The organism is Miltoncostaea oceani (assembly GCF_018141545.1).
GTDB lineage: Bacteria > Actinomycetota > Thermoleophilia > Miltoncostaeales > Miltoncostaeaceae > Miltoncostaea > Miltoncostaea oceani.
In genome coordinates, this window is sequence record NZ_CP064356.1 from 3,605,000 (window position 1) to 3,618,246 (window position 13,247).

A 13,247-nucleotide genomic window follows, 5' to 3' on the forward strand; every position below is an offset into this window, starting at 1 on the left:
CCGCGCCCCCCAGCCGGTCTAGTCGGCCCGCGCCCCGTGGATCGCCGCGACGGCGGCGGCCGTGGACGCGAGGTCGACCTCGGTGGCGGCGAGGGCCTCGTCGCGGGTGCGGATGCCGCGGCCGATCGCGAGCGCCGCGGTGAAGCCGGCGCGGCGGACCGCGCCGGGGCCGAGGCCGACCTCCCCGCAGAGGGCGACGCACGGGACGCCGGCGGTGGCGCAGGCGGCGGCCACCGCGGCGGGGGCCTTACCGGCGAGGCTCGTCGCGTCGAGGCGCCCCTCCCCGGTGACGCAGCACGTCGCGCCCTCCAGGTGCCGCGCGAGGCCGACGGCGTCGAGGACGAGCGGCGCCCCGGGGGTGAGCTCCGCCCCGATGAGGGCGAGCAGGCCGCCGGCCGCCCCGCCGGCGGCGCCCGCGCCGGCCACGGCCTGCAGGTCGATGCCGGTCGCCGCCCGGATCACCCCCGCCAGCGACGCGAGCCCGGCGTCGAGGCGGGCGACGGCGTCGGGTGTCGCCCCCTTCTGGGGACCGTAGACGTGGGCGGCGCCGTCGGGGCCGTGGAAGGGGTTCGCGACGTCGCACGCCACCTGCACGACGGCGTCGTCGAGGCGGGGGTCGCGGCCGCGGAGGTCGAGGGACGCGACGCGGGACATGTCGGCGCCGCGCCCCTCCAGCACCCGGCCGTCGGCGTCGAGGGCCCGCACCCCGAGGGCCGCCGCGAGGCCGAGCCCGCCGTCGGTGGTGGCGCTCCCCCCGAGGCCGACGATGATCCGGCGGGCGCCGAGGTCGAGGGCGGCGCGGATCAGCTCGCCGGTGCCGCGGGTGGTGGTGCGCTCGGGGTCGCGCTCGTGGTCGGCGAGGCGCTCGTAGCCGGACGCCAGGGCCAGCTCGACCACCGCGACCTGGCCCGGCAGCTCGCCGACCGCGGCGGTGACGGGACGCCCGAGGGGGTCGGCGGCGGTCACGTCGCGGCGGCGCCCGCCGGCCGCGGCGACGAGCGCGTCGAGGGTGCCCTCGCCGCCGTCGGCGACCGGCACCGGGCGGATCTCCGCCCCCGCGTCGGCGAGGCGGATCCCCGCGCCGATCGCCCGCGCCGCCGCCGCGGCGGGCAGGGCCCCCTTGAACGGGGCGGGCGCGACGACCCAGACGCTCACTCCTCGGGCGCGGGCGGCGGCGGCGCCGGGGCGCGGCGCGGCCAGTCGAGCTGCAGGAACCCGACGATCTCGTCGTGCCAGAGGTGGTCGTCGCTCGTCGCGGCGCGGGTCGCGGCGAGGCCCTCCGCGTCGTCGCCGACCGTGACGCGGAAGGGCGCGTCGCCGTCGGAGGCGGTCGCGACGATGGCCCGCGCGACGTCGGCGGCGGGTGTCGGGGAGCGCTCCCGCCACGCCGCGAAGCCGCGGCGGAGGTCGCCGAGCAGGGGCAGGTACGGGCCCTCCCCCCGCGCGAGGGAGCCGGTCGGGCGGGTGGCGCGGGGGAAGTCGGTGTCGACCATGCCCGGCTCGATCGAGCTGACGCGGATCCCGAAGGGGCGGCACTCCACCGCGAGGGCCTCGGCCATCGCGAGGAGCGCGTACTTGGAGGCGTGGTACATCCCGACGAGGGGGTTGGAGAGGCGCGCGCCGATCGACGACGTGAAGACGATCGCGCCGTCGCCGCGCTCCCGCATCGCGGGGAGGACGGCCTGCACCACCGCCGCCGCGCCGAGGAAGTTGGTCTCGAACATCGCGCGGACCTCGTCGAGGTCGACGTCCTCGACCGCTCCCAGCACCGCGTAGCCGGCGTTGCTGACGAGGGCGTCGAGGGCGCCGCCGGCGAGGGACTCCGCCTCGGCGACGGCCGCCGTCACGGTCGCGGCGTCGGTGACGTCGAGCCGCACCACGTGGACGCCGGGGCGGTCGCGGTAGGCCGCGCGTCCGGCGTCGAGGTCGCGCACCCCCGCGACGGCCCGCCAGCCGGCGTCGTCGAAGAGCTCGACGGCGGCACGGCCGATGCCGCGGCCGGCGCCGGTGACGAGGACGGTCCGCGGGTCGCTCACGAGGGGGAGGCTACCCGCCGGGCGGGGCGGCCGGGCCGAGGTGCGAGAGGTCGGGGATCGGCGACTCCTCGGTGATCGCGCCGGCGTCGCGCAACGGCAGCCGCAGCGTGAAGGTGCTCCCGGTCCCCACGACGGAGTCGAGGGTGATCGACCCCCGGTGCGCCGACGCCAGGCCACGGGCGATCGCGAGGCCGAGCCCGGCGCTGCGCCCCTCGCGGGAGGGGTCGCCGCGGTAGAAGCGGTCGAAGACGAAGGGCTGGTCGTCGGGGGGGATGCCCTCGCCGGTGTCGCGGACCGCGAGGGTGGCGTCCTGCCCGTCGCGGCCGACGACGACGTCCACCCGCCCGCCCGCGGGGGTGTGCCGCTCGGCGTTGTCGAGCAGGATCAGCAGGATCTGCTCGACCCGGGCGGGGTCGACCTCGACGACGACCGGCCCGGCCGTCGTCCGCTCCACCGCGAGCGTGACGCCCTCGCGGGCGGCGAGGGGGACGCGGGGGGCGACGACGACCTCGGCGAGGTCGTCGAGGGAGATCACCTCCCGGTCGAGCGGGAGGGCGCCGGAGTCGAGGCGGGCGAGCTGCAGCTGCTCCTCGACGAGCCGCTCGAGGCGACCGGTCTCCTGGCTCATGGCGACGAGGAACTCCCGCCGGTGCCGCTCGTCGACGCCCCCGTCCTCGAGGAGCTCCAGGAACCCCTTGAGCGCGGCGATCGGCGTCTTCAGCTCGTGGGACACGTTGGCGACGAGGTCGCGCCGGGCGCGCTCCAGGCGGCGCTCCTCGGTGACGTCGCGGAGGGTGATCACGGTGCCGGCGTCGTCCCCGTCGGCGAGGCGGGCGACGTGCAGCTCCAGCTCGACGCCGTCGGGCAGCACCACGAGGCGCCGCTCGGTGGCGGCGGCCCCGGGACGCCGGGCGGCGAGGACGGCGTCGCCGATCGCCGGGGGCAGGGCGTCGAGGCGGGCGGACTCGGCCCCCTCCGGCAGCCCCAGCAGCCGTCCGGCGGCGTCGTTGGCGACGGTCACCGTGCCGTCCGGTCCGACGGCGAGGACCCCCTCGGCGAGGGAGCCGATCATGGCCCGGTCGCGGTCGCGTTCGCTGGTGATCTCGGCGACCAGGGACTGGAGGCGCCCCGCCATGCCGTTGAGGCTCTCCCCGAGGGTCACGATCTCCTCGGGGGCGATGCGCCCGCGGGGGTAGCGGGCCGAGAGGTCACCCCCGGCGAGGGTCGCGGCCGTCGTCGCGAGGCGCTGGATGCGACCGCCGAGGACCCGCGCGATCGCGATGCCCGCGAGGGCCGCGAGGCCGAGGACCACGATCATCGCGAGGATCACCCGCTGGCGGACCGCGGCCAGCTCGGGGGAGAGGCCGCTGATGCCGCGCGCCGCGACGATCAGGCCGCTCCCGCCGGTCTCGGGGGAGAACGGGACGACGACGGCGACGGCCGGCGCGCCGGGCCCCCGGACGGTCGGCGGACCCCCGTTGAGGTCGACACGGGGCAGGAGCTTCGGCTCGTCGGGGACCGACTCCACGTACCGCGAGTCGAGCTCCGAGGCCTGGTAGGTGACGCTCACCTCCGCCCCGGTCTCGTTCCGTATGCGCTCCGCGAGACCCGCCAGGCCGGCCTCGGGCCTCAGGACCGGCAGGCGCGTGTCCGCGGCGGCCGCGAGCAGCTCCCGCTGGAGCTGGTCGCGTTCGAGCTTCGCCCGGTCGTCGCGGACGTTCGACTCGAGCGTGGGGAGCACGACGAGCAGCACCGCGAGGCTGGCCGCCATGCCCACGGCGAGCAGGGCGCCGACCAGCCACCCCTGCAGGCCGAAGCCGCGGCGGCGGGTCACCCCTGCGGGCCGTCCCCGCCGAACGCGTACCCCACCCCGCGGACCGTGCGGATGAGCTGCGGGGCCGACGGGTCGTGCTCGACCTTCTGGCGCAGGTGGCGGACGTGCACGTCGACGCTGCGCAGGTCCCCGAAGAAGTCGCCCTTCCACAGGTGGTTCATCAGCTCCTCGCGGGTGAAGACCCGCCGGGGGGAGCCCGCCAGCTTGTGGAGGATCTCGAACTCGGAGTACGTGAGCGGGATCTCCCGGTCGTCGCGCGTCACCGTCCGCGACACCGAGTCGATCTCGAGATCGCCCGCCCGGAGGGGCGCCGAGCGGTCCGGCTCGAGGCGCGCGCGGCGCAGGTTCGCCTTGACGCGCGACACCAGCTCGCGGGGCGAGAACGGCTTCGTGACGTAGTCGTCGGCGCCGAGCTCCAGGCCGAGGACCTTGTCGAGCTCCTCCCCGCGGGCGGACAGCATGATGATCGGGATCGTCCGCTCCGCGCGGATCCGCTTGCAGACCTCGAGCCCGTCGAGGCCCGGCAGCATGATGTCCAGGACCACGAGGTCCACGGGCTCGCGCTCGACCACGTCGAGGGCCTCGTCGCCACGGGCGGCGGTGAGCACCTGGAACCCCGCCTCGCGCAGGGCGTACTCGACGATCGTGCGGATGGACTGCTCGTCCTCGACCACCAGGATGCGGTCGGCCATGTGCGGGGTACCTCCGGGCGCCTTCCGCGATCGTAGCGGGGCCCGCGCCCGCCCCGGCGGGTCTTCTCGGAGCCTTAAGACTCGGGCGCTACCCTGATGTCGTGCCGCCGTACGGACCCCGGACCAACCCCTTCGGCGCGCCCCCGCCGCGCCGTCGCCCGCCGCGCTGGCTGACCGGCGCGCTCGTGCCCGCCGTGATCGGCGGGGTCGTCGCGCTCGGCGGCGCCGCGGTGACCGGCAACCTCGGCGGCGACACCGTCGTCGAGCGCACCGTCGACCCGACCCCCCTCCCCGCTTCGACGACGAGCGCCGGGGCCGCCGCGGCCGCGGCCGAGGGCGACGGCGCGGCGGGCGCGCCCCTCCCGGCCGTGCAGACCGTCGTCGCGCAGGCGTCGCCCGCCGTGGTGAAGGTCACCACCGGGGAGGCCACCAGCGGGGGGCGCCTCGGCTCCGGGTTCCTCGTGGACCGGCGCGGGCGGGTGCTCACCAACGCCCACGTCGTCGACGACGCGCGGACCGCGACGGTGCTGTTCGAGGACGGCACCGAGAGCGAGGCGGAGGTGCTCGGCAGCGACGAGAGCACCGACCTCGCCGTCCTCCAGGTCGCGGACGTCCCCGCGGGGACCCGCCCCCTCCCGCTCGGCCGCAGCGCCGGCCTCGTGGTCGGCGACCCGGTGATCGCGATCGGCAACCCCTTCGGGCTCGACCGCACCGCGACGACGGGGATCATCTCGGCGCTGAAGCGCAGCATCACCGCACCCAACGGCTTCGAGATCCAGAACGTCGTCCAGACCGACGCGGCGATCAACCAGGGCAACTCGGGGGGGCCGCTGCTCGACGGCCGCGGCCGGGTGCTCGGCATCAACTCCCAGATCGCGACGGAGAGCGGCGGCAGCGACGGGATCGGGTTCGCCGTCCCGATCGACACGATCCGGCCCGTCGCCGACGCGATCATCGCGACCGGCGAGCCGCGGCACGCGTGGCTCGGGGTCACCGGCCGCCAGATCACCCCCGCCGTGGCGCGCGGCCTCGGCGACCCCGACGTGCGTGGCGTGGCCGTCGTCGGCGTCGACGAGCGGGGGCCCGCCGGGGACGCCGGCCTGCGGGCCGCGACCACGGCCCCCGACGCCGAGGTGCCGCGGGGCGGCGACCTGATCGTCGCGGTCGACGGGCGCCCGGTGGAGGACATGGCCGACGTCAGCCTCGCCGTCTCCTCGCGGGCCGTCGGCGACCGCGTCACCCTGACGGTGCAGCGCGACGGGGCGACCCGCCGGCTGGACATCGTGCTCGCCGACCGGCCCGACGACGTGGGGGTCGTGCCCACCGCCCCCTGACCGGGGGGCGGGGCCGGCCGGGGGTCAGCGGTTCCGGACCCTCACGTTCTTGGAGGCGCGGGGGCGGAGCTGGGTGGTGCCGAGGAACCGGGCGCTCACCACGAGCCTGGTGGCGGCCTTCGCCCGCTTCGGGCGGATGATCGTCGTGTAGGTGCAGGCGCCCTTGCGCTTCCGGAGGGCGACGGTGCGGACCGCCACCGTCCGGCGGCCGGCCTTCGCGCGGACCTGCACCTTCCCGCCGCAGCGGGCGGCGGGCCGCAGCCGCGGCAGCACCAGGCGGCCGCTCACCGTGATGCGCTTCGCGAGGCCGCGCTTCGGCCAGCGGACGGCCTTCACGATGAGTGACCGCGGCAGCGCCCGCAGCGGGGCCGGGGCCGACTGGACGGTGGGGACGATCAGCGCGAGGGCGCCGAAGTCGTCCTCGCCGGGGATCCCGTTGCCGGGCGTGGAGTCGGGGTCGTAGAGGCTGGAGGCGACGACCTCGGAGGCGACGGTGTACGTGCCGCTGGCGCCCACCGAGACCGGCACCTGCAGGGTCGCCGTCGCGCCCGGCGCGAGCGACCCGACCTGCCAGTTGCCGCCCGCGAACGCGCCCTGGGTGGCGGACGCCCCGCCCTGGGCGACGCCCGCCGGGGCGGGCAGCGCCACCACGATCCCCTGGGCGGTGTCGACGCCACCGTTCGCGACGGTCACGCCGACCGTCGCCGCGCCGCCGACGGGGACCTCCCCGGCGCTGGCGCCGAGGGTGAGGGACAGGTCGGCCACCAGCGGGGGGACGACGCCGCCGACGGGCACGGGGCCGGTGACGGCGACCGAGCGCGCCGGGCTGTCGCCGACGCTGGCCTCGCCGCCGTAGCCGAGGCGGCCGCTCCCGCCGAAGCCCCAGCAGCGGAGGGTGCCGTCGTCGAGGGCGGCGCAGGTGTGGGAGTAGCCGACGCTCAGGGCACGCGCGACACGACCGGGACCGAGGGCGACCGGCCCGACGGTGCCGGGCGTCTCGCCGACCTGGTCGCCGATCGAGTCGGTGGTGCCGTAGCCGAGGCGGCCGTTGCCGCCGAAGCCCCAGCAGCGGACGGCCTCCGTGTCGAGGATCGCGCAGGTGTGCGCCTCGCCCGCGGCGATGGCGATCGCCGAGCGGCCGGGGCCGAGGTCGATGGGCGGCGCGGCGGCCGCGTCCAGGATGTTCGCGGCGTTCCCGTACCCGAGGCGGCCGTCGGCGCCGAAGCCCCAGCAGCGGGCCGAGCCGTCGTCGAGGACGACGCAGGTGTGGCCCTTGCCGCCGGCGACGGCGCGCGCGCGGCGGCCGTTGAGGTTGACGGGTCCGGCGGCGCCGGGGGTCTCGTCGTCGCCGATGTCCGACGTGCCGCCCTTGCCGAGCTGGCCGCCGGAGCCGAAGCCCCAGCAGAGGAGGCTGCCGTCGTCGCGGATGGCGCACGTGTGGAAGTCGCCCGCCGAGATCGCGACGGCCGTGCGCCCGGGTCCGAGGTCGACGACCCCGGCGCTCGCGGGGCTCTCGTTGTCGCCGATCGACGCCTGGTTGCCGTAGCCGAGGCGTCCGGAGACCCCGTTGCCCCAGCAGACGACCGCCCCGTCGTCGCGGATCACGCAGGTGTGGGACGCGCCGACGGTGATGGCGCGGGCGGTGCGGCCCGGCCCGATGTCGACGGCCGGGGCCGTCGCGGGGGAGCGGACGTCGCCGGTCCCGCCGTACCCGAGGCGCCCGTTGGCGCCGAAGCCCCAGCAGCGCACGCTGCCGTCGTCGACGATCGCGCAGGTGTGGAAGTCGCCGGCGGCGATGGCCCGCACGGTGCGGCCCGGGCCGAGGTCGACCGGGGGGGCCGCCGCGGCGCTCAGGATGTTCTGCTCGCCGCCGTAGCCGAGCCGCCCGGCGAGGCCGCGGCCCCAGCAGCGGACGGAGCGGTCGCCCACCACCGCGCAGGTGTGCTCGTCGCCGACGTCGAGGAATCCACCCTGGCTCGAGCGGGTCGGCGAGGACGCCTGCTCGGCGGCGGCGAGGGGAACGACGGACAGGGCGCAGACCGCCACGAACACGAGGGTCGCCGCCAGCCGCGCCCTTTGGATGAGTGGGCGACTCATATATCCGCGTGCTTCGTACCACAGCCGCCCCACCACGTCACGACCTGGAGGGCCCTTTCGGGTGACTCGGTGGCCGCGTTGCGTGACCTGCCACACACGTGCACGGTCACGGCGTGGCGCTCCGCGCCGGTCTATATTCGGAGTCGGTGACCTCCGAGCTGACGATCCGCCCCGCCGCGAGCGCGGATGCCGGCGCGATCGGCGCCATCTACGACGAGGCGGCGGCCGGGGGGTCCGCGACCTTCGCGACCGGGCCGCACACCGCCGAGGAGCGCCGCGCGTGGCTGGCGGCCCGCGAGGCGCGCGCCCCCGTCTGGTGCGGCCTGATGGCCGACGAGGTCGTGGCGTGGTCGGCGCTCGCGCCCTTCTCCCACCGGGCGTGGTACGCGGGGGTGGCGGAGTACACGGTGTACGTCGCCGGCCACCACCACGGCCGCGGGATCGGGCGGAGGATGCTCGCGGCGCTCGCCGAGGCCGCCCCGCGGTACGGCTACTGGAAGCTCGTCGGGATGATCCTGCCCGAGAACGGCGCGGGCCTCGCGCTGGCCCTCGGCGGCGGCTTCCGTGAGGTCGGCACCCACCGCGCCCACGCCCGGCGCCAGGGCGAGTGGCGGGACGTGACGATCGTCGAGCGCCACCTCGAGGTCCCGGCGTGACCCGCCCCGGCGTCCTCGTGCGCACCCCCGTGATGGGGTACCGCGCGGCGTGGGAGGTCCAGGACCGCCTCGCCGCCGCCCGCGCCGCCGGGGCGATCCCCGACGTCGTCTGGCTGCTGGAGCACCCCCCCACCTTCACCGCCGGCCGGCACGGGCGGCGCGAGGACCTGTTCCTCTCCGACGACGCCCTCGCCGCGGCGGGCGCCGAGTTCGTGGAGGTCGACCGGGGTGGCCAGATGACGTGGCACGGCCCCGGCCAGAGCGTCGGCTACGCGATCTGCGACCTGCGCCCCGGGCGGCGGGTGCGGACGTTCGTGGACGGGCTCGTGGGGGCGATGGGCGACGCGGCCGCCGTCGCCGGGGCCGCCCCCGGCGCCGACGCGACGGGCCTCTACGTCGGGGGCCGCAAGCTCGGGAGCGTCGGCATCCGGGTCCGGGGCGGCGTCACCACGCACGGGCTCGCCCTGAACCGCGACCCCGACCTCGACTGGTTCGCGATCATGACCGCCTGCGGGGCCCCGGGGACCGCGGCCACCTCGATCGCCGCCGAGGGCGGCGACCCCGAACGGCGACGGGTCGACGACGCACTCGCCGACGCGCTCGGCGCACGCCTCGGGCTGGACCTGCAGCCGGCGGAGCTCGCCGACCTCCTCCCGGCGGCCGCGGCGGCCTGAGCCCCTAGAGCACCCGGGAGAGGAACCGGCGGGTGCGCTCGTGGGCCGGGGCGCCGAGCACCTGGTCCGGCGGGCCCTCCTCGATGATCCGCCCGCCGTCCATGAAGACGACGCGATCGCCGACCTCGCGGGCGAACCCCATCTCGTGGGTGACGACGACCATCGTCATCCCCCCCTCGGCGAGGGAGCGCATCACCGCGAGCACGTCCTTCACGAGCTCGGGGTCGAGGGCGCTCGTGACCTCGTCGAACAGCATCGCCTCGGGCTCCATCGCCAGGGCGCGGGCGATCGCGACCCGCTGCTGCTGGCCACCCGAGAGGCGCGCGGGGTGCTCGTCGGCGCGGTCGGCGAGGCCGACGCGGCCGAGCATCGCGAGGCCGCGCGTGCGGGCCGTGGCGCGGTCGACGCCGAGCACCGTCGTCGGCGCCATCGTCACGTTGTCGAGGACGGTGCGGTGCGGGAACAGGTTGAACGACTGGAAGACCATGCCGAGGCGCCGGCGGAGCGCGTCGACCGGGGCGCCGGGGGCGGTCAGCTCGTCGTCGCCGAGGAAGACGCGCCCGGAGGTGGGGCGCTCCAGCAGGTTCAGGCACCGCAGGAGGGTGGACTTGCCCGAGCCGGACGGCCCGATGACGCAGACCACCTCGCCGGGGGCGACGTCGAGGTCGACGCCGCGCAGGACCGTGGTCTCCCCGAAGCTCTTGGTGACGGCCTCCGCCCGGATGGCGCTCACGGCGAGACGATCCCGCCGCGGCTCGTGCGCCGCTGGTCACGGGCGATCACGCGGTCCAGGAGCCAGATCAACGGCAGCGTGAACACCAGGTAGAAGATCGCGGCGACGGTCAGCGTGCTGGAGTTGAAGCTGACCGACGAGGCGTCGCGCGCCACGTTCACGACGTCGCCGACGGCGAGGACGCTGACGAGGGCGACGTCCTTCGTGAGGGCGATGAAGTCGTTCATCAGCGGCGGCAGCACGCGGCGGACGGCCTGCGGGAGCACCACGAGCCGCATCGCCTGGTTGCCGCTCATGCCGAGCGAGCGCGCCGCCTCGGTCTGCCCGCGGTCGACCGACTCGATGCCGGCGCGGTACACCTCGGCGACGTACGCGGCGTACACCAGGCCGAGCCCGATGAAGGCGATCTGGAACGGCGTGAGGTCCTGCACCACCGGGATGGGCAGGAACGGGAAGCTGCCGGCCATCAGCAGCAGCACCACCAGCGCCGGGACCGCCCGGAAGAAGTTGATGTACGCGATCGCCAGCCCCCGCAGCACCGCGCCGCCGATGCGGCCCGCCACCGTCCGGGAGCCGGTCCCGGCCTGGCGCGCCACGGCGAGCAGCAGGCCGAGCGCGAGGCAGAGGACCTCCGCGAGCAGCGCGATCTGGATCGTGACCCAGAAGCCCCGCAGGAGGTCGGGCAGGTAGGGCCGCGCCGAGTCCCAGTCGAAGTACTGACGGACGATCTCGTCCACGGCGCGGCCCTCCCCCCTCGTTCGCGTCGTCTACGGGGTCGGCGCCTCGCCGAACCACTTCTCGTAGATCCGGTCGTACGTGCCGTTCGCCCGGATGGTGGCGAGGCCCTCGTCGAAGGCGTCGCGCAGGGCCGTGTTCTCCTGCGGGAACATGAGGCCGAGCCCCAGGTTGCCGGGGACCTCCGCGGCGACCTTCAGCTCCGGCTTCTGGGCGGCGGCGTACGCGACCACCGGGAAGTCGGTGATGGCGGCCTCGACGCGGCCCTGGGCGAGCGCGTTGAAGGCGTCGTCGCCGGTGTCGTACCGCTGGACGGTGGCGCCCGGGACGGAGGCGGCGAGGTCGGCGCCGATGGTGCCGCGCTGCGCGCCGATCGTCGCGCCCTCGAGGTCCTCGAGGGTCGTGACGGTGGAGTCCTGCTGCACGAGGATCGCCTGGTTGGCGCTGAAGTACTGCTCGCCGAAGGCGACCTCCTCGGCACGCTCGGGCGTGACGGTCCACGAGGACGCGGACATGTCGAAGCGCCCCTGCTTGATGCTCAGGATGATGCTGTCGAAGCCCTGGTCGACGAACCGCACGTCCTCGATGCCGAGCTCGGCGGCGATCGCCGTGACGAGGTCGACGTCGAAGCCGACGGGCTCGCTCGAGCCGGGCTCGGTGAACTCGAACGGCGCGTACGGGATGTCGCTCGCGACCGTCAGGACGCCGGGGGTGATAAGGCCCAGGTCCGCGGTCGCGGTGGTGCCGGTCGTGGCGGCGGCGTCGCCGCCGTCGTCATCGTCGCCGCAGGCCGCGAGGCCGACGGCGAGTGCGGCGATCAGGAGGATCGTCAGCAGCTTGCGCATGTGTGGGGCTCCCCGGTCGAAGAATGGGTGAACTTACCCCGTACGAGCACCCCGGAACCCCTCCACAAGGCCTGATCGGACTAGCCGAGGAGCGCCTCCCAGGCGACCAGGGCCGCCGCGACGAGGGCGTCGTCGTCCGGATCCGCCCCCTGCGCCGCGATCGCGTCGCGCAGCGCCTCGGGGTTGAGCTCGAACGGCTCCCACTCGGGGTGGGCCGCGCGCAGGGCCCCCGCGAGGGCCTCCGGGCCGGGGGGCGGGTCGGTCAGAGCAGGTTGACGGCGGCCGCGGCCGCGAGGATCAGGATGATCGCGCCGTACCCGAGGTAGCCGCTCGCGAGCAGCAGGATCCCGAGGGCGACGAGCAGCACGGCGAGGACGCCCCACGCGACCTTGCCGAGGCCGCCGGCGCCGAGCTCCCAGCCGCTCTCGGGCGGGCGGGCCGAGCGTCGGGGCTTCGGGGGCGGCGGGGGGGTGGTCACCGGCCCGACCCTAACGGGCGCCCGGCGGGCGTGCAGGGACCCGGCGCGCCGGCCTAGCGGGTGCGGGCGAGCTGACCGCAGGCGGCGGCCACGTCGGCCCCGCGCGAGCGGCGCACCGAGGCCTCGAGCCCCGCGTCGGCGAGGGAGCGCAGGAAGACCTCGCGGCGCGACTGGGACGACCCCCGGTAGGGGCCCTCCGTCGCGTTGTACTCGATCACGTTCACGTGGAAGCGCCCGTCGCGCAGCAGCCGCGCGAGGCGCTTGGCGTCGGCGGAGGAGTCGTTGACGCCGTCGAGCAGGAGGTACTCGATGAAGACGCGCCGCCCCGTCTGGTCGCAGTACCGGGTGCAGGCCGCGAGCAGGTTGGCGATGGGGTAGCGGGCGTTGATCGGCATCAGTTCCGAGCGCGTCGCGTCGTCGGCGGCGTGCAGGGAGACCGCGAGGCGGACGGGCAGCGGGTGCTCGGCGAGGCGGGCGATGCCCGGCACCCAGCCGACGGTGGAGATGGCGATCCGCCGCGCCGACAGGTTGAGGCCCTCGGGGGCGTTGATCATCGCGGAGGCGTCGAGGACGGCGTCGAGGTTCTGCATCGGCTCGCCCATCCCCATGAACACGACGTTGGTGAGGCGCGCGCCCTGGGCGTCGGCCTCCGTCGCGGCGAGGACCGCCTGGTCCACGATCTCCGAGGCCGTCAGGTCGCGTCCGGCGCCCATCGCCCCGGTGGCGCAGAAGCGGCACCCGAGCGCGCAGCCGGCCTGGCTCGACACGCAGACGGTGCGGCGGCCCTCGGCGTGGGCGATCAGGACGGCCTCGACGACGGCGCCGTCCGCGGCGCGCAGCCCCCACTTCACGGTGCCGTCGCGCGACACCACCCGGGCGTCGGGCGTCAGCGCCCAGAAGGGCAGCACCGCGTCGAGCCGCTCGCGCAGGTCGCGGGGCAGGGTCGAGACCTCGGCCCACCCCCCGGCGCCGGCCCGCTGGGCCTCGAGGGCCTGACGGGCACGGTAGGCGGGCTGGCCCCATTGGGCCAGGATCGAGTGCAGCGCGGCGCGGTCCACCGGCCGAGGGTAGCGGAACGGCGGGGCCGGGCCCGTGCGGGGCGCCGGGGCCGTGTGGCGGGACGCGCCCGCCGA

General features: G+C 76.4%; 13 protein-coding genes. 3 read left to right on the forward strand and 10 right to left on the reverse strand.

The features are described from left to right. Positions 1 to 18: 18 nt before the first annotated feature. From IU369_RS18365 to IU369_RS18380, 4 genes are read right to left on the reverse strand one after another with little or no spacing between them, the layout of a single operon-like run. A complete protein-coding gene (locus IU369_RS18365; protein ID WP_217922434.1) occupies positions 19 to 1,155 on the reverse strand; it encodes a glycerate kinase family protein in 1,137 nt (378 codons plus the stop codon). Continuing rightward, on the reverse strand, positions 1,152 to 2,036 hold the full coding sequence (locus IU369_RS18370; protein ID WP_217922435.1) for an SDR family NAD(P)-dependent oxidoreductase: 885 nt from the start codon (positions 2,034 to 2,036) through the stop codon (positions 1,152 to 1,154). Before IU369_RS18370 ends, IU369_RS18365 begins: the two co-directional genes overlap by 4 nt. A gap of 10 nt (positions 2,037 to 2,046) precedes the next feature. After that, positions 2,047 to 3,870: a HAMP domain-containing sensor histidine kinase gene (locus tag IU369_RS18375; protein WP_217922436.1), complete on the reverse strand. Its 1,824-nt coding sequence runs from the start codon at positions 3,868 to 3,870 to the stop codon at positions 2,047 to 2,049. Next, positions 3,867 to 4,562 carry a response regulator transcription factor gene (locus tag IU369_RS18380; RefSeq protein ID WP_217922437.1) on the reverse strand — a complete coding sequence of 232 codons (696 nt, stop codon included), beginning with the start codon at positions 4,560 to 4,562 and terminating at the stop codon, positions 3,867 to 3,869. The genes IU369_RS18375 and IU369_RS18380 overlap by 4 nt, the downstream gene beginning before the upstream one ends. A gap of 101 nt (positions 4,563 to 4,663) precedes the next feature. Here IU369_RS18380 and IU369_RS18385 point away from each other — a divergent pair, with 101 nt between their 5' ends. Beyond that, entirely contained in the window at positions 4,664 to 5,896 is a 1,233-nt protein-coding gene (locus IU369_RS18385) for a S1C family serine protease (RefSeq protein WP_217922438.1), read from the forward strand. A 24-nt stretch (positions 5,897 to 5,920) separates the two neighbouring features. On the opposite strand, the gene IU369_RS18390 is transcribed toward IU369_RS18385, so the two are convergent. Then, positions 5,921 to 7,993 carry an RCC1 domain-containing protein gene (locus tag IU369_RS18390; protein ID WP_217922439.1) on the reverse strand — a complete coding sequence of 691 codons (2,073 nt, stop codon included), beginning with the start codon at positions 7,991 to 7,993 and terminating at the stop codon, positions 5,921 to 5,923. A gap of 113 nt (positions 7,994 to 8,106) precedes the next feature. On the opposite strand from IU369_RS18390, the gene IU369_RS18395 reads away from it, so the two are divergent. Beyond that, positions 8,107 to 8,649, forward strand: coding sequence for a GNAT family N-acetyltransferase (locus IU369_RS18395; protein WP_217922440.1), 543 nt, complete (start codon positions 8,107 to 8,109; stop codon positions 8,647 to 8,649). Continuing rightward, on the forward strand, positions 8,646 to 9,323 hold the full coding sequence (lipB, locus tag IU369_RS18400; protein ID WP_217922441.1) for a lipoyl(octanoyl) transferase LipB: 678 nt from the start codon (positions 8,646 to 8,648) through the stop codon (positions 9,321 to 9,323). Before IU369_RS18395 ends, lipB begins: the two co-directional genes overlap by 4 nt. Before the next feature lie 4 nt (positions 9,324 to 9,327). On the opposite strand, the gene IU369_RS18405 is transcribed toward lipB, so the two are convergent. From IU369_RS18405 to rlmN, 5 genes are all read right to left on the reverse strand, one after another. Next, positions 9,328 to 10,056, reverse strand: a complete 729-nt coding sequence (locus tag IU369_RS18405; RefSeq protein WP_217922442.1) for an amino acid ABC transporter ATP-binding protein — start codon at positions 10,054 to 10,056, stop codon at positions 9,328 to 9,330. Beyond that, the gene (locus IU369_RS18410; protein ID WP_217922443.1) at positions 10,053 to 10,793 is read right to left on the reverse strand and encodes an amino acid ABC transporter permease; all 741 of its coding nucleotides are present in this window, start codon (positions 10,791 to 10,793) and stop codon (positions 10,053 to 10,055) included. Before IU369_RS18410 ends, IU369_RS18405 begins: the two co-directional genes overlap by 4 nt. A 30-nt stretch (positions 10,794 to 10,823) precedes the next feature. Further along, positions 10,824 to 11,636, reverse strand: a complete 813-nt coding sequence (locus tag IU369_RS18415; RefSeq protein WP_217922444.1) for a basic amino acid ABC transporter substrate-binding protein — start codon at positions 11,634 to 11,636, stop codon at positions 10,824 to 10,826. A gap of 262 nt (positions 11,637 to 11,898) precedes the next feature. After that, entirely contained in the window at positions 11,899 to 12,114 is a 216-nt protein-coding gene (locus IU369_RS18420) for a hypothetical protein (RefSeq protein ID WP_217922445.1), read from the reverse strand. 53 nt (positions 12,115 to 12,167) lie between these two features. Next, a complete protein-coding gene (gene rlmN, locus IU369_RS18425; protein ID WP_217922446.1) occupies positions 12,168 to 13,172 on the reverse strand; it encodes a dual-specificity RNA methyltransferase RlmN in 1,005 nt (334 codons plus the stop codon). Positions 13,173 to 13,247: the final 75 nt, after the last annotated feature.